Source organism: Actinomadura sp. 6K520 (assembly GCF_004349245.1).
Classification (GTDB): domain Bacteria; phylum Actinomycetota; class Actinomycetes; order Streptosporangiales; family Streptosporangiaceae; genus Spirillospora.
In genome coordinates this window covers 83722-101667 of sequence record NZ_SMLC01000003.1, presented here as the reverse complement: position 1 = coordinate 101667, position 17946 = coordinate 83722, and the positions used below count along the sequence as shown (strand labels likewise).

Sequence of the window (17946 nt, the reverse complement as noted above, 5' to 3'; positions counted from 1 at the left end):
GCGGCGGTGCGCGTCAGGTGCAGCAGTGGTCGTGCGCTTCGGACCGGCCGGGGTCAGATCCGGCCGGGGACCGCGCCGGACCCGGACGCAGCGCCAGGATCTCCGCGAGCACCGACAGCGCGATCTCGGGTGCCGTGCGGGCGCCGATGTCCAGGCCCGCCGGGGTGTGCACGCGGTCGCCGCCTGCCAGGGACGCGGTGACCGCCGCGCCCCGTTTCCGGCTGGCGATCAGGCCGACGTACGGGACGCCGGCGCGCAGCGCGGCCGTGAGCAGTGCCTCCTCGTCCCGTCCGTGCGTGGCGACCACGACGGCCGCGGCGTCCGGGCCGGGCGGGTCGGCGGTCCCGGCCGGCCGCGCGTCGAACCCGGCGGCGCGCCCGACGTCGACCAGCGCGCGGGCGACCGGCCCGTCCCCGTACACGGTGACGAGGGCGGGCGGGATCACCGTTTCGAGGAACACGTCGAGCGTCCCGCCGGACAGGCACGGGTTGGTGACCGTGACCAGCCCGTCGAGCGGCGACGAGTCGGCACCCGGGGTGATGCGCAGCAGCGTCGACTCACCGGATTCGAGGAGCCGGAGCGCCTGGTCGCGCACCGCCGACTCGGCGCACTCACCGCCGACGAACCCCTCCATCGTGCCGTCGGGGAGCACGAGCGCCCGGTCGCCGGTCTTCGCGCTCGTCGGGCGCTCCGCGCGGACGACCGTGGCCAGCACGTAGGGCGTCCGCTGGGTGCGCAACGTCTCCGTCCTGTCGTTCATGGGTCCGTCCTGTCGTTCATGGGATCGCCAGGTCCGTGCGGAAGGGCCGGCCCTGGATGACGCGCCAGACGTTCGCCGGGGTGAGCGGCATGTCGGCGTGCCGGACGCCGTAGGGCCGGAGCGCGTCCACGACGGCGTTGACGATCGCGGCGGGCGAGCCGACCGTGGCGGACTCGCCGACGCCCTTGGCGCCGAGCGGGTGGTGCGGCGACGGGGTGACGGTCTCGCCGAGCTCCCAGGACGGGCACTCCATCGACGTCGGCAGCAGGTAGTCCATGAACGACGCGCCGAGGTGGTTGCCGTCCTCGTCGAACGCCATGACCTGCATGAGCGCCATCCCGACGCCGTCGGCGAGGCCGCCGTGCACCTGGCCCTCGACGATCATCGGGTTGATCCGGACGCCGCAGTCGTCCACCGCGACGAACCGCCGGACGGTGACCTTGCCGGTGCCCGGGTCGACGTCCACGACCGCGATGTAGGCACCGAAGGGGTAGGTGAGGTTGGGCGGGTTGTAGACGGTGGTCGCGTCGAGGTGACCTTCGACGCCGTCCGGCAGTTCGAGGCTGCCGTGCGCGGCCATCGCGATCTCCTGCATGGTCGCGCCGGACGACGGGTCGCCGCGGACGATCCACCGTCCCGGCGTCCATTCGAGGTCCTCGGGGTCCGCCTCCAGCATGGCGCCCGCGACGATCCGGGCGCGTTCGCGCACCTTCCGCGCGACCACGGCGGTGGCCGCGCCCGACACCGGGGTGGACCGCGACCCGTAGGTGCCGAGCCCGAACGGCGTCTGGTCGGTGTCGCCGTGGACGACCTCGACGTCGTCGACCGGGATGCCGAGTTCGTGCGCGACGATCTGCGCGAACGTCGTCTCGTGGCCCTGCCCCTGCGTCTGCACGGAGATGCGCAGCACCGCCTTGCCGGTCGGGTGGACGCGGAGTTCGGCGCCGTCGGCCATGCCGAGCCCGAGGATGTCCATGTGCTTGCGCGGGCCCGCGCCGACCGCCTCGGTGAAGAAGCTGATGCCGATGCCCATGAGCGGGTCGTCGCCCCTTGCACCGGCGGCACGGGCGCGCCGGTCGGCCTGCTCGGCGCGGAGGTCGTCGTACCCGGCGATGTCCATGGCGGTGCGCAGGGTGCGCGGGTAGTCGCCGGAGTCGTACTCCCAGCCGGTCGGCGACGAGTACGGGAACTGCTCGGCGCGCAGCAGGTTGCGCAGCCGCAGCTCGGCGGGGTCGGTGTCCAGCTCGGCGGCCAGCAGGTCGATCATGCGCTCGACCAGGTAGGCGGCCTCGGTGATGCGGAACGAGCAGGCGTAGGCGACGCCGCCGGGCGCCTTGTTGGTGTAGACGCCGGTGACGGCGCAGTGCGCGGCCTCGATGTCGTACGAGCCGGTGAACACGTGGAAGAACCCGGCGGGGAACTTCGTCGGCTGCGCGGTGCCGTTGAACGCGCCGTGGTCGGCGAGGACCCGCACCCGCAGGCCGCGGATGCGGCCGTCGCGCGTCGCGGCGATCTCCCCGCGCATGTGGTAGTCGCGGGCGAAGGACGTGGTCATCAGGTTCTCCGACCGGTCCTCCATCCACTTGACGGGGCGGCCCGTGACGATCGAACCGACGATCGCGCAGACGTAGCCGGGGTAGATGCCGACCTTGTTGCCGAAGCCGCCGCCGATGTCGGGCGAGACGACCCGGATCTTGTGCTCGGGCAGTCCCGCGACGAGCGCGTACACGGTGCGGTGCGCGTGCGGCGCCTGGGTGGTGGTGTGGACGGTGAGCTTGCCGGTCACCTTGTCCATGTCGGCGACGATCCCGCATGTCTCCAGCGGAGCGGGATGCACCCGCGGGTACAGCATGTCCTGGGAGACGACCACCTCGGCGTCGTCGAAGACCCGGTCGGTCTCCTCGGCGTCCCCGGCCTCCCAGTCGAAGATGCGGTTGTCGGCGCGTCCCTCCACGTCGTCGCGGATGAGGGGGGCGCCGTCGTCCAGGGCGGTGCGGGCGTCGACGACCGGGGGCAGCGCCTCGTAGTCGACGTCGATCAGCTCCAGCGCGTCGCGTGCGGCGTAGTGGGTCTCCGCGACGACGAACGCGACCTCCTGGCCCTGGAACCGGACCTTGTCGGTCGCGAGGACGGCCTGGACGTCGTTGGAGAGCGTCGGCATCCACGCGAGGTTCAGGCCCGCGAGCGTCTCGCCGGTGATGACAGCCCTGACCTGCGGGTGCGCCTCGGCGGCCGTGGTGTCGACCGAGAGGAGCCTGGCGTGGGCGTGGGGGCTGCGCAGGATCGCCCCGTACAGCATCCCCGGCAGCTTGATGTCATCGACGTAGTTGCCCTTGCCGCGGATGAAGCGCGCGTCCTCCTTGCGCGCCACCCGGCCGAACCCGTGGTGCCCGTTGGGGCCGCCGTGCCCGTTGGGGCCGTGCCCGTCGGGGTTGCTCGCGCTCATGGGGTCACTTCCTCGGGCTTCTCGGCGGGGTGCTCGGCCGCCCAGCGGACGGACCGGACGATGTTCTCGTAGCCGGTGCACCGGCAGATCTGCCCCGACAGCGCCTCGCGGATCTCCGCCTCGGTCGGGTCGGGGCTGCGGTCGAGCAGCCACCGCGACGTCATCATCATCCCGGGGGTACAGAACCCGCACTGGAGGCCGTGGCACTCGGTGAAGCCCTGCTGGACGGGGTCGAGCTCGCCGTCCCGTTCCAGTCCCTCCACGGTGCGGACCTCCCTGCCGGACGCCATCACCGCCAGGACCGTGCACGACTTCACCGGCACGTCGTCCAGCCAGACCACGCAGGCCCCGCAGTTGGACGTGTCGCACCCCCAGTGCGTCCCGGTGAGGTCCAGTTCGTCGCGGAGGAAGTGGACGAGCAGCAGGCGCGGCTCCACGTCGCGCGTGCAGGGCTGCCCGTTGACCGTCACGGTGATGTTCATGCCTGCAACCTCCCGTAGGCGCGGCGCAGCGCGCGTGTGGTCAGCTCTCCGGCCAGGTGCCGCTTGTAGTCGGCCGGTCCCCGCTGGTCGGAGCCGGGGTCGCAGTGCTCGGCGGCGACCCGTCCGGCCTCGGCGAACACCTCCTCGGACGGGACGGCTCCGCGCAGCACCTCCTCCGCCTCGGGGGCGACGAAGTGCTCGGCCCGCACGGCGGTGAGCCCGATGCCGGCGTCGGCGATCCGGTCGCCGTCCAGCCAGAGGGCGGCGCCGGCGGCGGCCAGCGGCCAGTCCCCCACCCGCCGCTCGACCTTCTCGTAGGCGCTCGACCCGCCGGGCCTGATCGGCAAGCGCAGCTCGATGAGCAGTTCGCCCGGCTCCACGACCGTCTCGTAGGGGCCGGTGTGGAACTCCCGGAGGGACACGGTCCGCTCGCCCTCCGGCCCGCGGATCACCGCGGACGCCTTCAGCGCGCCGAACGCCGCCGACAGGTCCTCCGACGGGTCGGCCTGGCACAGCGAGCCGCCGACCGTGCCGCGGTTGCGGACCACCGGGTCGGCGATCACCCGCTCCGCGTCGTGCAGGATCGGGAAGTGCTCGCCCGCGACCGCCGAGTCGAGCAGCTCGGCGTGCCGGACGAGCGCGCCCACGCACAGCATGCCGCCCTCGATCCGGATGCGGGACAGCTCCGTCACGTCGTTGATGTCGATGAGCGCCTCGGGCTGCGCCAGCCGCAGCTTCATCATGGGCAGCAGGCTGTGGCCGCCCGCCACCACCCTCGCCTCGTCCCCGTGCCGGGCGAGCAGCGCGAGGGTCTCCTCCACGGTCGTCGCCTTCGCGTACTCGAAGTTCGCCGGTACTTGCACGACGCCCCCCTCGAAGTGGGATGTGACCGGATTCTCACTCTGCCCGTACGCTGGGACAACACCCGAATAAGCGAAGGGTTAACGGGTGGCCCGGGAGGCTGGACCGGCGTATGACCCTCACGCAGCTCGGCGCCTTCGTCCTCGTCGCCCGGCTCGGCTCGGTGAAGGAGGCGGCGCGGGCGCTGAACGTGAGCGAGCCGGCGGTGTCGCAGGCCCTCGCCGCGCTGCGGCAGCACCTCGACGACCCGCTCCTCGTCCGCGGCCGCGACGGCATGACGCTGACCGAGGGCGGCGCCCGCCTGCTGCCGATCGCGTCGCAGATGGTGGTGCTCGGCGCGGAGGCCGAGGGCGCCGTGCGGGCCGCCCGCGGCGCCCCGGAGGCGCTGCGGGTGATCGCCGTTCCCGCGATCGCGGAGTTCGTCGCGACGCCGCTGCTGGACGCGTTCGCCGCCCGGCACCCCCGCGACGTCGAGGGCGCCGCGGGCGTGGTGGCCGGGCGGGAGATGCCCGTCCTGCTGCACAACCGCCTCGCGGACGTGGCGCTCGGCCCGCGCCTCGCCGACGATCCCGGCCTCGTCAGCGAGCCGGTGTTCCGCGCGAGCCTCGTCGCCGTCGGCGTCCACGCCGCCCCGCGCCCGCGCTGGCTGGTGGACCCGTCCGGCACCGACCCGGGCAGCGCGACGTCCCTGCTGCTGCGCCGCCTGAAGGTGCCCGAGGACCGGGTCCGCGTCTACCCGAACCAGACGGCCGCGTGGGCGGCCGCCGCCGACGGCGACGGGCTCGCCGTCGCGCTCGCGCACCTGGTCGCGCCGCGCGTGCAGCGCGGCGAGCTGCGCGTCGTCGCGACCCCCGCCACGCCCGTGGAGATCCGCTGGCACGCCACGACGCTGGCGCCGGACCGCCGGCCGCCCCTGGCGGGCGCATTCCGACGCTTCCTTGCCACCGCCGACGCCCTGCACATCATGCGCTCCCCCGGCTCGGGCGTCCCGCCGTCCCGGTTCCGCCCGCCGGTGTACGTGACGATCTGGAGCTGACCGGGGCCGTGTTACGCGGCCCCGGTCAGCGCGGGATCAGCCCGCCGCGATGACCGTGGCGCGAGAGGCCGGTGAAGAACAGGATGCGCTCGGCGGTCGTCGGCTTGCCGGCGTCGATGTGCGCCATGATCCCGATGTTGCGAACCTTGGCGAGTGCAAGGGTTGTGGCTGTCATCGGAATCCTCCCGTTCTCTCGATGACGACCGCCGCCGGACAAGATCGTCCCTTCACGGCACGGGAGACGGTAACGGCGGCGGACACGCGAGAGCGAAGGCTTTTCGGGCCGGAGGCGGGGGCGGCCGTCCCTAGGGAGTGCGGCGGCGGTCGATCTCGGCGAGTGTCTCGATGACGCTGCGCAGGTGGGTCCGGGCGGCGCGTTCGGCCGCCGCCGGGTCGCGGGCGCAGACCGCCTCGATGATCTCCAGGTGCTGCGGGAGGGATTCCTGCGGGCGGCCCGGGTGCATGGCGAGCCGGAACTGGTGCCGGACGTTCTGGGCGCGCAGCCGCTCCAGGACCTCGGCGGCCGTCCGCTGGCCGCTGATCTCGCGGACGCGGCGGTGCAGCCGCTCGTTCAGCCGGGAGTAGCCGAGTACGTCGCCGGACGAGACGGCGTCGCCCATCTCCGCGCCGATCGCCCGCAGGCCGGCGGCCTCCCGCTCGGTGACGCGCTCGGCGGCCTTCGCGGCGCACAGCCCCTCGATCACCATGCGGACCTCGGTGATCTCCACGGCCTCGGCGAGGGAGACCGCACGGACGCGGGCGCCGCGGTTCTGGACGCGCTCGATCAGCCCCTCGTTGGCCAGTTCGAGCAGCGCCGCGCGGACGCTGGCGCGGCTCGCGGCGAACTGCTCGGACAGATCGGCCTCGATCAGCCGCTGGTTCGGCACGAACTCGCCGCTGAGGATCGCCTCGCGGATCCCCTCCGCCACGTCGCGCACAGCCGCTCCGAGATTGTCGCCAATTTTGTCGCTCATCTAAGGTAGCTCAGGCAGCGGCGGCTCCGAGGAGGACAAGTATGCCGACCATCGCGGTCCTGGGGCTCGGCGAGGCGGGCGGCGCGATCGGCGGCGATCTCGTCGCGGCCGGGGCGGTGGTGCGCGGCTACGACCCGGCGGTGCCCGCGCCGGGCGGGATGACGGCGGCCGGGAGCGAGGCCGAGGCCGTCGCCGGGGCCGATCTGGTGCTGAGCGTCAACAGCTCCCATGACGCCCCGGCGGCGCTCAGGGCGGGCGTCGGCGCGGCCGGCGCCGGGGTCGTCTGGGCCGACCTGAACACCGCGTCGCCCGGGCTGAAGCGCGAGCTCGACGCCGCCGCGAGAGCGGCCGGGGTCCGGTTCGCCGATGTCGCGATCATGGCTCCGGTGCCGGGGCGCGGGCTGCGCACGCCGATGCTGGCCTGCGGCGACGGCGCCGGGGACGTCCGCGCCCTGCTCGGGCCGCTCGGCGCGTCCGTCGAGGTGATGGACGCGGCGGCCGGGGAGGCCGCGGGCCGCAAGCTGCTCCGCAGCGTCTTCTTCAAGGGCCTGGCCGGGTCGGTCGTCGAGGCGCTGGAAGCGGCACGTGCGGCCGGCTGCGAGGACTGGCTCCGGCAGAACATCGTCGACGAGCTGGCGGCCGCCGGGGACGCCACCGTGGAGCGGCTCGTCACCGGGACCTACCGGCATGCCGTCCGCCGCGCCGCGGAGATGGAGGCCGCGGCGGCCATGCTGGACGAGCTGGGCGTCCCGCCCACGATGTCCACCGCCAGCCGCGACCTCCTGGAGCGCCTCTCTAGCTGACGGGGGGTGTGCCGTGGGTGTGGAAGGACTCGATGGTCTTCAGGCCCCATGCCTGGCCCTTCGCGCGCTCCGCCTCCGTCCAGGTGATGGTCTTCCAGTCGGGGGCGAGAACCAGGCGGGCGCTCGCGTTGCACAGCTCGACGCGGTTGCCGCCCGGCTCGTAGACGTAGAGGAAGAACGTCTGCTGGATGGCGTGCTTGTGCGGTCCCGTCTCGATGAAGACGCCGTGGTCGAGGAAGATGTCGGCGGCGCGGAGGATGTCCTCGCGGGTGTCGGTCGCGAACGCGATGTGGTGCAGGCGGCCGCTGCTGCGCGTCCAGTCGCGCGTGTAGACGAGGTCGTAGGACTTGTTGGTGAAGGTGACCCAGCGCCCGGCGATCGTGCCGTCGTCCAGGCGGATCTGCTCGGTGGGGTGGCCGCCCAGCACGTCCCGCAGGAACTCGGTGCTCGGCTCGACCTCGGCGGCCAGGAAGTTGACGTGGTCGAGGCGGCGGACGCACACGCCCCTCGCGGGGTACGCCTGCGCCTGGTTCTTCAGCGACGGCGCCAGGTCCGGCGGCGCCTCGTACCACTCCGACTCCCAGTAGATCTCCAGCTCGTGGCCGTCCGGGTCGCGGAACACGTAGGTCGGGCCGATGCCCGGGTCGCCGTCGCGCCAGCCGATGCCGAGGCCCGCGTCCTCGATCGCCCTGACGCGGCGGTCGAGCGCCTCCTGCGACGACGCGCGCAGCCCGGTCCGCCGGATGCCGGACGTGCTGTGCGCGGTCAGCTTGAGGGTGTGGTGCTCGTAGTCGTCCCAGGTCCGCAGGTACACCGAGTCGCCCTCGGCGCCGTTCTCGGTGAGGCCCATGACGCGGGTGAAGAACCACAGGCTCTTCTCCGGCTCGGGCGTCAGCAGCTCGACGTGGCCGACGTGCGCGATCTCGTGCTTGATGGTCATGGTCCGCTCCGGGGGAAGACTGTTCCGTCGAAGAGCTTGCGGGCCGTCCGGACGACGCCGGCGCGCCGGACGGCCGTGCCGTCCAGCTCGACCGCCACGTCCAGGCGCCCGGTCGGGTGCTCGATGCCCAGGGGGGCGCCCGGCGGCGGGAGCTCGGCGAGGTCGTGGCCGACCGCGCCGTCGAGCAGCACGGCGGTGGCGACGCTGACGGCGCCGAGCACCCCGATCGAGGTGTGCACGCGCACCGGGATGAACGTGCGGGTGCAGATCGTCCCGCCGTCGCGGGGCGGCGCGACGAGGGTGGTCTTCGGCACCGAGGCCGCGGTGACGTCGCCGAGCCCCATCAGCTCGCCGGCCCGGAGCCGCAGCTCCTGGACGCGGTCGCCCAGCGCGCCCAGCTCGTCCGGGCCCTCGTACCCGGTGACGCCGAGGTCGGCCGCGGCGGCGACCACCACCGGCATCCCGTTGTCGACGCAGGTCACCTCGACGCCGTCGATCAGGTCGCGGAGACGGCCGGTGGGAAGCAGCGCCCCGCAGGCCGATCCTTCCGTCTCCGCGAAGTCCAGGACGACCGGGGCGGCGGTCCCCGGCACCCCGGAGATCGCGGTGTCCCCGGCGTAGCGGACGGCGCCGCCCGGCGTCGGGAACGTCGCGGTCGCGACGCTTCCGGAGTTGACCATGCGGATGCGGACGCTCGTCCGCTCGCCGCCCGCCTCGACCAGCCCGCGCTCGACGGCGAACGGCCCGACTCCGGCGAGCAGGTTCCCGCAGTTCTGCCGGTCGGACACCGTCGGCTCCGCCACGCCGAGCTGGAGGAACAGGTAGTCGACGTCGGCGTCCGGGTCGGCCGAGCGGGACACGACCGCGACCTTGCTGGTGAGCGGGTGCGCGCCGCCGATCCCGTCGATCTGGCGGGGGTCGGGGGTGCCCATGGCGCGCAGCAGCAGGTCGTCCCGCTCGCCGGGGTCGGACGGCAGGTCCCCGGCCAGGAGGTAGGCGCCCTTGGACGTGCCGCCGCGCATCAGCATGCAGCGCACACCGGTGCTCACGGCTCTTCGGACCCCGCGTACTCGGCGTAGTCGACGTACTCGATGCCCATCCCGGGCAGCCGGGCGCGCAGCCCGTAGCGGTCGAGGCCCAGCTCGCCGCGCCGGAACGCCTCCCTGGTCGCGGTCTCCTTCTCCTCCCGCGCCTTCGCGGCGGCGACCGCGCCCGCGACCTCGCCGCGCGGGACGCACAGCACCCCGTCGTCGTCGGCGAGGATCGCGTCGCCGGGCCGGATCGTCCGCCCGCCGATCGTCACCGGCACGTTCACCGAACCGGGCGTCGCCTTCACCGTCCCCTGCGCGCTCACGGCCGCCGACCACACCGGGAAGCCCATCGCGTGCAGCTCCGCCACGTCCCGGACGCCGGCGTCGATGACGAGACCGCGCACGCCCCTGTGCTGGAGCGCGGTCGCGAACAGCTCGCCGAACATCCCGTCGGTGGACGGCGACGTGGTCGTCACGACCAGCACGTCGCCGGGCCGGCACTGCTCGACCGCGACATGGATCATCAGGTTGTCGCCCGGCCACGACAGCACGGTCACCGCCGTCCCGCCGATGCGGGAACCGAGGTGCACGGGGCGGATCGACGGCCCGAGGAAGCCCGTCCGCCCCATGGCCTCGTGGACGGTCGCGACGCCGAACCCGGCCAGCGCGTCCACCGCCGCGGCGTCGGCGCGCGGCGGGTTCGTGACGACGACCGTCCTCACGCCAGGACCCCCGTCGTCTGCGGGTACAGCCGGACGTACGCCTCGGCCATCGTGTCGTGCGGCAGCCCCAGGTTCGGGCCCGCGTTGCGCTTGAGCTGCACGCCCCGGCGCTTGGCCAGGTCGGTGTAGTAGTCCCACATGTGCTGCTGCGCGGGCAGGCACTCCATGGCCCTGCGCTTGCGCTCGAACACCGGGGTGATGTCGAGCAGCACGTCGGGCTTGAAGTCGCACTGCTCCGGCTGGTGCGGCTCGAAGAAGAACACCGGCGGCGCGCCGAGCGGCTCGCCGGGCGCGTCGTATCCGATGGCCTGCGCCAGCACCCGCGCCTGCAGCGCCATCCGCGCCGCCGCCGGGTGATCGCCGTTGTAGGGGTCGGCGAGGGTGTGCGTGAGCACCACCGCCGGCGCGAAGTCCCGGTACACGCGGACGAGCCGGTCCACGAGCTGCCGCGACTCGACCAGCGGGTAGTCCCCGGCGTCCAGGAACTCGATCTCCGCGCCGAGTTCGGCCGCCGCGGCCTCCGCCTCGCCCCTGCGGATCTCCTTGATCTCCGCCAGGCCCTTGCCCGCCCGCCACGCCTTCGCGGACTCGCCGCGCTCGCCGTAGCTCAGGCACACCACCTTCGCGCGGTCGCCGCGCTCGGCGGCCAGGGCGATCGCGCCCGCGGCGCGCCACACGAAGTCGCCGGCGTGCGCGCTGATCACGAGCAGGGGGCCGGGCGCGGCGGTATCGCTCATGGCACCACACTGTGTGCCCTTGTAGCCCAAATTGTCAACAATTCTGCGAACACTAGGTGTGCCGGCGGGAACCGATCTGGTCGAGCAGAAGGCGGCTGAGCCGCAGCCGCACCGGGCGCCGGAACGCGGAGGCCACCGCGGGCCCGCCGGTGGGGTGGGAGGCCGGCGGGCCGCGCGGTGGCCGGATTCGCGAGGGCCGGTTCGCGAGGCCGGGTCGCGGGGAGGGGTCAGCCGTTGGACGGGTCCAGTGAGCCGATGGCCTCCGGGGTGAGCTTCGCGCCGCGCTCCCGCTGCGGGTAGTCGCCGACGTCGATGCGCGCGACCTCGCGGGCCGTCCGGTAGTCGATCACCGAGATCTGGTTCTTCTCGGAGAGCGAGACGTAGCAGTCGTGCCCGTTCGGGGAGGTCTGCGTCCAGTACGGCAGCGCACCGGGCTCGTAGTGGACGGTCCCGTCCGTGGCCAGCCCCGGCCGCGACACGATGGAGACGTAGTCGTCGATCGTCCCCGCCATGCAGAGCTTGCTCTCGTCGGCGTTCATGGCCATGCCGTGGTGGGCGGAGTTCTGCGGGTAGTCGTCGGGCTTCAGCGCCGCGCCCCGCTCGCTGAACGGCATCTCCACCGTCCGCGTGATCTTCCCGGCCGCGAGGTCGTACTCGACGAACCCGTTGAGGTAGGAGAGCTGCGCGTACATCGTCTTGTTGTCGCGCGTGAAGACCGCGGGGCGGATCCCGTACTCGAACTGGTAGGTGCGCAGGTGCCGGTAGGTGTTCGCGTCCACCGCGGTGACCGACCTCGCCCCCTTCAGCCCGTTGAGGGCCTTCGGCAGCGAGGTGATGCCGATGCTGGAGTTGTAGAGGGTCGTCCCGTCGGGCGAGTAGTCGTTGGCGTGCGGGTAGCTGCCGGTGGCGAAGGTCGACACCAGTTGCCCGGTCGCGGTGTCGATGACCTCGGCCTTGCTCGCCGTGGTGGCGCTGACGACGAACCTCGTCCCGTCCGGGGACAGCGCCGCGTGGTCGGCCTTGAACCCCTCGGTCTTGCGCCGCCACAGCATCCGCTTGCTCGCGATGTCGAACGCGACGGCGTCCGACAGCACGCCCCGCGAGACGTAGATGGTCGTGCCGTCCGGGGAGACCGCGATGTCGTCGACGAGCTTGCGGTAGCCCTGGATGTTGTTGACGACCTCGTAGCCGATGCGCTCGACCGGGTTCATCGCGTCCAGTCGTTCCTGCAGGTCCGGGACGACGTTGAGCGAGCCGAGGTTCTCGTAGGTGGCGGTGTCGATGAAGCTGACGGTGCCGCCCTGGCCGTTGCCGACGGCCATCACGTCCCGCAGTTGCACCGCATCCGCCCTGGGGACGGCGCCGGCCAGCGCCGTCACCGCCGTCAGCAGGGCGCACACGAGCAGCGCGGCGGGTCTCCGGAGACTGAGGGAGGGCATGAGTACCTCCTGAGTGGGGGGTGGTCTCCAGTCTGAAAACGGCCGTATTCTGACTTGGTTACTGGACGGTAAGACAAGAGGCCGCTCGACACAAGGCCCATTCGCGGGAAAATGCCGTTCCAGGGCGCGGAGGGAGCGACGTGGCAGGAAGGCGCGCAACGCCGACCGGCAGGTACGGCGGCAGATCGGCCACCGAGCGGCGCGCCGAGCGCCGCCGCAGATTCCTCGACGCGGGCCTGGAGCTCTTCGGCCGCGGCCCCGGCTACCGCGGCACCACCGTCGCGGCCCTCAGCGAGGCCGCCGGGCTGTCCACCCGCCAGTTCTACGAGGAGTTCGCCGGCCTCGAAGACCTCCTCGCCGAACTCCACCTGGAGGTCAACGACACCGCCGAGCAGGCCGTGGTCGCCGCCCTGCCGGAAGTCGAGGGTCTTCCCCTCGCCGAGCGCACGGCCCACCTCTTCCGCGCCTACGCCGCGAGCATCACCGCCGACCGCGCCCGCATCCGCATCGCGTTCGTGGAGGTCGTCGGCGCCGGCCCCCGCATCGAGCGCCAGCGCCTCGCCCGCCGCGCCCGCTGGCTCGACTTCATCTGCGCCGAGGCGGCCGCCGCCGCCCACCGCGGCGAGATCGCCGACCGCGACTACCGCATCGCCGCCGCCGCCTTCACCGGCAGCATCACCGGCCTGCTCCACGACTGGGACGCCGGCTGGGTCGACGCCACCCTCGACGACCTCATCGAGGAACTGACCCTGCTCCTCCTGGCCCGCCTCCACGCCGCCGACGGCACTGATGAATAGACGCTTCGTCAGCACGCCCTTACCCCCGTTGACGTATGTGGAGAAGTTCGGTTAGAAGCGGGACGGGAGCTTTCTCGGCGAATCCCGGGGGACGGAGGACGATCTTGACGAGGGTCGTTTACGCTGCGGACGGACGAGAGCTCGCCGTTGAGGAATGGGGGGTCCCGACCGGATTTCCGGTCTTTCTGCTGCACGGCACGCCCGGCAGCAGGATCGGTCCCCTTCCACGGCCCATGGCCCTGTACCAGCTCGGGATCCGGCTCATCACCTTCGACCGGCCCGGCTACGGCCGGTCGGACCGGATGAGCGGACGCGTCGTCGCCGATGTCGCAGCCGACGTGGGGCTGCTCGCCGATGTCCTGGAGCTGGAGAAATTCGCCGTCCTCGGCCGCTCCGGCGGCGCCCCGCACGCCCTCGCATGCGCGGCGCTGCTCCCTGGCCGGGCGACCCGCGCCGCGGCTCTCGTCGGGCTCGCGCCGGCGCAGGCAGAGGGTCTGGACTGGTTCGCGGGCATGGCGCCGTCCAACACCAGGGAGTACATGGCCGTCCGCGGCCAGGGGCCGCTCGTGGCCGCCAGGCTGCGCTCGATCGCCGACCGGATCCGCGCGGACCCGGCGCAGCACGTCGCGAACCTGTACGACGGACTCACCCAGTCGGACCGCCGCGTGGTGCTGGAGGCGGGAATGCGCAGGATGCTGCTGGAGACGTTCGCGGAGGCGTTCCGCACGTCCGCCGACGGCTGGATCGACGACCTGCTCGCCTTCTGCGCGCCGTGGGGGTTCGAACTCGGCGACATCGTCGTCCCGACGATGCTGTGGCACGGCGCGAACGACACCTTCTCCCCCGCCGGGCACTCCCGGTGGCTGGCCGACCGGATCCCGACCTCGACCGTCGTCGTCCAGTCCGGCTCCGCCCACTTCGGGGCGTTCAACGTCCTTCCGGACGTGCTGACCTGGCTCAGCCGCCCGGGCGGCCACCGCTCAGAGCGGCTGTAGTTCGAGGTCCCGGTCCACGCGGACACCGTCTTGGACCTCCGCGATGACCGGGTGCGGATGCCTCTCGGCGAGGACCATCAGCCCGGCGACCGCCCGCTCGCGCAGCTCTCTCGCCTCCGAGACGCGGCCCATCCCCTCCAGGGTGATCGACAGGTTGGACCGGCAGGTGTGGGTGTCGGGATGGTCGTCCCCCAGCAGCCGCGACAGCATGACCATCGCGTCCCGCTCCCGCGTCTCGGCCTCCGCGAAGCGCCCCGCGTCGCCCAGGCAGTTCGTGACGTTGTCCGCGGCGAGCGGGACGAACGGGTGCTCGGGGCCCAGCATCCGGGTGAGTTCGGACAACGCCCGCTCCGAACGTTCGCAGGCCTCGTCCAGGTCGCCGGTGCGGCGCAGGTGGTATCCGAGATTGTTCTCGATCATCGCGGTGTAGGGGTGGTCGTCGCCCATCACGCTTCGGTACCTGGCCAGCGCGGCGCGGGTGCGGTCCCGGCCCCCGACCAGGTCGCCGGCATCGGACATGCAGGCCGCGACCTCCAGGTCGGCGGGCACCGTGTCCGGCGACTCCGGGAAGTACCGCTGGTAGCGGGCGTAGATCTCCTCCGCCAGCACCAGCGCCTCCTCCCGGAGACCCGCCCTGCGCAGCGAACGCGCGAGGCTCTTGCCGGTGCGGAGCGTGTCGAGGATCTGGTCGCCGATGACGTCCAGGTATCTGCGGTACACGTCCCGGAGGATGTCGACGGCCTTGTCGAAGTGCCCGGACTCCCGCAGGTCCCGCGCCAGGTTCGACTCGGAGTACAGCGTGTAGGGGTGGTTCTCGCCGAGGAGGAGGCGGCGCCCTTCCAAGGCGTGCTTGTCGTAACGGTAGGCGCTGTGCCAATCACCGGTGAGGCGGTAGTCGAGTGCCAGGTTGTACGCGACCATCAGCGTGCGCGGATGGTCGTCGCCCCAGGGCTCGGCGGCCTGCTCGTACGTACGCTTGTCCAGGGCGAGCGCCTCCTGGAACCTGCCCTTCGCCCGCAGGTCGGCGGCCAGATTGCTCGCCGTGATGAGCGTGTGGGGGTGCGTCGGGCCGAGCGCGGCCGACTGCTGCTGCCGCTGCAGCACCTCGCTGTCCAGCTCGTACGCTTCGTCGAGTCGCCCCTGCGAGCGCAGCACGTTGGCGATCTGCGACTGGAGGAACAGCCACTGCCAGTGGTCGCGGCCGAGCTTGCCGCTCCACTCGGCGGCCAGCTCCCGCCCGGCGGCCATCGCGCTGTCGAACTCGCCCCGCTTCCACTGGTACCGGACGAGCTCGGTGAGCATCTGCCGCACGTCCTCGTCGTCGCACTGCGCCGCGGCCGAGGGCTTCACGTGCGGCAGGATCTCCTCCAGGTTCGGCCAGTTGGCCGGATCGTCGGTGTCGCCGTGCTGCGGCCGGGCCCCCAGCAGGATCCTGTGCACGTCGTGGCGGGTCGCCTCGGCGACGTCCGGGGCCAGCCCGTGCCGGATCACGGCCTGGACGAGCGGATGCACCTGGATGGAATTGTTGCCCTGGTCGACCTTGGCGAGCGCGAACCGGCTGATCTCCCGGACGTGCTTGCCGATCACCAGCTTGTCGCGGAGCGTCTCGTCGTGGCGGGCGAGGATGCGGGCCGCCTCCTTGCTGTAGACCAGGTCGAGCGCGATCGGCTCGGAGGAGAAGAAGGCGAGCAGCTCCAGCAGCCGGGCCGCCGCCGGGGACGCCTCGCGCAGCTGCCGGAACGTGACGCTCCAGGTCATCGCCACCGACTGGGGGAAGGACTCGCCGCTGCGCTCCAGCGTGGAGGCGGTCTCGTGCTCCAGCTCGTCCAGGTACTCGCTCGCCGGCATGAACGTCGAGGCGAGCCAGGCGGCGGCCTGCTCGATCGCCAGCGGCAGGTGCCCGAGCGCCTTGCCGATCTTGCGCGCGTTCTCTTCGGAGATCTCCTGGACGCGGCGCGTCAGATGCTCGGCGGCCTCGCTCTCGGTGAAGACGTCCACCTCCAGGGGCGTGCCGAGCTGCGTCCAGGCCGGGTCGCGGGAGGTGATCAGGATGTGCCCGTCGCCACCGGGCAGGTAGGACGCCAGTTCCCCGGGGTCGTCGGCGTTGTCGAAGATGAGCAGCCAGCGGGAGGTCGGCTCGCCGCGGCGCAGCGCCTCCAGCGCCGCCGCGGCGGCGTCGGCGAGGTGGTCACCGACCCGCAACTCCATCTGCTCGGCGAGGTTGGCGAGACCGACCCGGATCGAGTCGGGTGACTGCGCGCTGATCCACCACACGAGGTCGTAGTCGGCCTTGAACCGGTGGGCGTACTCCAAGGCGACCTGGGTCTTGCCGACACCGCCGAGGCCGTGCAGCGCCAACGGCGTGACGATGCGCCGGGTCGTGCCGAGCAGTTCGTCCCGGATCGCCTCCAGGAGGCGACCCCGGCCCGTGAACACGGCGTTGCGCCGGTCTGCGTTCCAGATGGCCGGCGCGGTCCGGGCGGCGCCGGGGAAGCGCGGCCCGACCCGGGAGTGCTCAGCCGGGTGGTCGAAGTTGTAGCCGGGTCGGCCGAGCGCCCGCACCAGGTCCTCGGCGCCGCCGCTCTCCCCCTGCCCGGTGAGGTCGAGCGGGACGCGGTCGCTGAACGCCGAGCCGAGCGCGGCGCCTTGGACCCGGACGACCGTCAGCCGGCGGTGCGGGGCCGCGGTGCGGCTGCCGAGCGCGTCCCATACCCGCTGCGCCTGCGGGGATTGCACCGAGTCGGGGGAGACGAGCACGATCGTGTGCTCGTCGGACCCGGCCGGCTCCTCGTCCGGCATGTCGTACGGCGCCGCGTCGACGCTGCGGGCGGTGACGCGGAACCCGGCGCGGCCGAGCACCAGCGCCATCCAGTCGACCCACGGCCGGTCCGCGGAGGCGTAGCTGATGAGGACGTCGGAGATCTCCGCCGGGCCACGCCGGGTGAACCGTTCGAGGGTGGTGAGCCGCAGTTCCTCGTCGATGGGCGAGTACTCTCGCACCCGCCCGTCGGTGATCACCTTGGTGAGCCGTTCGAAGGCCGCGAGCATCGAGTTCGGCGAGCCCGGCGCGTCCCCGAACGTGGCGAGGGTCTCCTCGAAGGCGTAGTAGGGCCGGTACGGAATCTCGATGGAGAGCCAGTAGCCGTTCGCGTCCTGCCGGGGCATGCCGCGCGGAAAGCGGTCGAAACGCGCGCGGGCGTACGCGCGGCCCGCCTCCACCTTCGCGTTCTCGCCGAAGTCGATGCGCATGGGAACCGGCAGGATGCGAATGGGCCGCACATGGTCGCGCCTGTCGATGTTCATGGCGATGTCGGCGGCGCCGTCGATGCTCTGGTAGCTGAGCGTGAAGCAGTCGACCAGGACGTCGGGAAACTGGAGCGTGCAGATGTCGGCGATGTCGCTGTACCCGGTGCGGCTGTCGATCAGGACGTAGTCGTAGTGCCGCCGCATGTCCTCGCGCAGCGCGTCGAAGAACTGGCCGCCGCCGAGCCGCCCGTAGAAGTTGTCCCAGTCAAGGGTGCGGGTGAGCGAGGAGTAGTTCCTGTTCTGGCGTCCGGCGGAGATGAAGTCGAGCGTCCCCTCCCCGGGGAAGTCCCAGTCCAGGGTCACCGCGTGCCGCAGCACCCGGGCGTACTCGCGATGCCAGTCCCGCCGGTCGTCGTCGTGCCTGGTCGTCGTCGCCCAGGAGTACTCGTCGAGCATGTCGATGACCCCGGGCGTCGAGGTCAGGATGTCCTGGTCGAGGAACGGATGGAAGTACTTGTGCAGCCCCGGGGATTCCAGGTCCCAGTCGATGACCAGGACCTTCTGCCCGGCGGCGGCCATGATCCAGGCGACGTTGGCGAGCGCGCTCGTCCGCCCGGTGCCGCCCTTGTACGAGTAGAAGGTGACGATGGTTCCGTTGTTCGCCATGGGGTTCTCCT

General features: G+C 72.4%; 15 protein-coding genes and 1 pseudogene. 4 read left to right on the top strand and 12 right to left on the bottom strand.

Going from position 1 to position 17946, the window contains the following annotated elements:
- Positions 1 to 13: 13 nt before the first annotated feature.
- From E1289_RS01870 to E1289_RS01855, 4 genes are read right to left on the bottom strand one after another with little or no spacing between them, the layout of a single operon-like run.
- A complete protein-coding gene (locus tag E1289_RS01870; protein ID WP_131974561.1) occupies positions 14 to 760 on the bottom strand; it encodes an XdhC family protein in 747 nt (248 codons plus the stop codon).
- Between the two features lie 16 nt (positions 761 to 776).
- A complete protein-coding gene (locus tag E1289_RS01865) occupies positions 777 to 3206 on the bottom strand; it encodes an aerobic carbon-monoxide dehydrogenase large subunit (protein WP_131974559.1) in 2430 nt (809 codons plus the stop codon).
- On the bottom strand, positions 3203 to 3688 hold the full coding sequence (locus E1289_RS01860) for a (2Fe-2S)-binding protein (protein WP_131974557.1): 486 nt from the start codon (positions 3686 to 3688) through the stop codon (positions 3203 to 3205). The genes E1289_RS01865 and E1289_RS01860 overlap by 4 nt, the downstream gene beginning before the upstream one ends.
- Positions 3685 to 4551 (bottom strand): xanthine dehydrogenase family protein subunit M, encoded by an 867-nt coding sequence (locus tag E1289_RS01855; RefSeq protein WP_131974556.1) that lies wholly within the window; start codon positions 4549 to 4551, stop codon positions 3685 to 3687. Before E1289_RS01855 ends, E1289_RS01860 begins: the two co-directional genes overlap by 4 nt.
- 110 nt (positions 4552 to 4661) lie before the next feature.
- On the opposite strand from E1289_RS01855, the gene E1289_RS01850 reads away from it, so the two are divergent.
- Positions 4662 to 5585 carry a LysR family transcriptional regulator gene (locus E1289_RS01850; RefSeq protein WP_131974554.1) on the top strand — a complete coding sequence of 308 codons (924 nt, stop codon included), beginning with the start codon at positions 4662 to 4664 and terminating at the stop codon, positions 5583 to 5585.
- A 61-nt stretch (positions 5586 to 5646) separates the two neighbouring features.
- On the opposite strand, the pseudogene E1289_RS39360 reads toward E1289_RS01850, so the two are convergent.
- Both E1289_RS39360 and E1289_RS01845 read right to left on the bottom strand, forming a co-directional pair.
- Positions 5647 to 5760 (bottom strand): annotated as a pseudogene (locus E1289_RS39360) (GTP-binding protein); the annotation flags it as partial.
- 130 nt (positions 5761 to 5890) lie between these two features.
- On the bottom strand, positions 5891 to 6559 hold the full coding sequence (locus E1289_RS01845) for a GntR family transcriptional regulator (RefSeq protein ID WP_131974552.1): 669 nt from the start codon (positions 6557 to 6559) through the stop codon (positions 5891 to 5893).
- A 41-nt stretch (positions 6560 to 6600) separates the two neighbouring features.
- Here E1289_RS01845 and E1289_RS01840 point away from each other — a divergent pair, with 41 nt between their 5' ends.
- Positions 6601 to 7362, top strand: coding sequence for an NAD(P)-dependent oxidoreductase (locus tag E1289_RS01840; RefSeq protein WP_131974550.1), 762 nt, complete (start codon positions 6601 to 6603; stop codon positions 7360 to 7362).
- Here the strand turns inward: E1289_RS01840 and E1289_RS01835 are convergent.
- The 5 genes from E1289_RS01835 to E1289_RS01815 all read right to left on the bottom strand — a co-directional run bounded on the left by E1289_RS01835 (position 7355) and on the right by E1289_RS01815 (position 12231).
- Entirely contained in the window at positions 7355 to 8302 is a 948-nt protein-coding gene (locus E1289_RS01835) for a catechol 2,3-dioxygenase (RefSeq protein WP_131974548.1), read from the bottom strand. The two genes, E1289_RS01840 and E1289_RS01835, sit on opposite strands and share 8 nt — an antisense overlap.
- Positions 8299 to 9351 carry a 4-oxalomesaconate tautomerase gene (locus E1289_RS01830; protein ID WP_243712548.1) on the bottom strand — a complete coding sequence of 351 codons (1053 nt, stop codon included), beginning with the start codon at positions 9349 to 9351 and terminating at the stop codon, positions 8299 to 8301. Before E1289_RS01830 ends, E1289_RS01835 begins: the two co-directional genes overlap by 4 nt.
- On the bottom strand, positions 9348 to 10055 hold the full coding sequence (locus tag E1289_RS01825) for a 4-carboxy-4-hydroxy-2-oxoadipate aldolase/oxaloacetate decarboxylase (protein WP_131974546.1): 708 nt from the start codon (positions 10053 to 10055) through the stop codon (positions 9348 to 9350). Before E1289_RS01825 ends, E1289_RS01830 begins: the two co-directional genes overlap by 4 nt.
- Positions 10052 to 10792 carry a PIG-L deacetylase family protein gene (locus tag E1289_RS01820; protein WP_131974544.1) on the bottom strand — a complete coding sequence of 247 codons (741 nt, stop codon included), beginning with the start codon at positions 10790 to 10792 and terminating at the stop codon, positions 10052 to 10054. Before E1289_RS01820 ends, E1289_RS01825 begins: the two co-directional genes overlap by 4 nt.
- 227 nt (positions 10793 to 11019) lie before the next feature.
- Positions 11020 to 12231, bottom strand: a complete 1212-nt coding sequence (locus E1289_RS01815) for a YncE family protein (RefSeq protein WP_131974542.1) — start codon at positions 12229 to 12231, stop codon at positions 11020 to 11022.
- 140 nt (positions 12232 to 12371) lie between these two features.
- On the opposite strand from E1289_RS01815, the gene E1289_RS01810 reads away from it, so the two are divergent.
- Complete coding sequence (locus E1289_RS01810; RefSeq protein ID WP_131974541.1) at positions 12372 to 13028, top strand: TetR/AcrR family transcriptional regulator; 657 nt, start codon at positions 12372 to 12374, stop codon at positions 13026 to 13028.
- A gap of 35 nt (positions 13029 to 13063) precedes the next feature.
- Positions 13064 to 14023 carry an alpha/beta hydrolase gene (locus E1289_RS01805; RefSeq protein ID WP_131974539.1) on the top strand — a complete coding sequence of 320 codons (960 nt, stop codon included), beginning with the start codon at positions 13064 to 13066 and terminating at the stop codon, positions 14021 to 14023.
- On the opposite strand, the gene fxsT is transcribed toward E1289_RS01805, so the two are convergent.
- Complete coding sequence (fxsT, locus tag E1289_RS01800) at positions 14009 to 17935, bottom strand: FxSxx-COOH system tetratricopeptide repeat protein (protein ID WP_131974537.1); 3927 nt, start codon at positions 17933 to 17935, stop codon at positions 14009 to 14011. The genes E1289_RS01805 and fxsT overlap by 15 nt on opposite strands.
- Positions 17936 to 17946 lie beyond the last annotated feature (11 nt).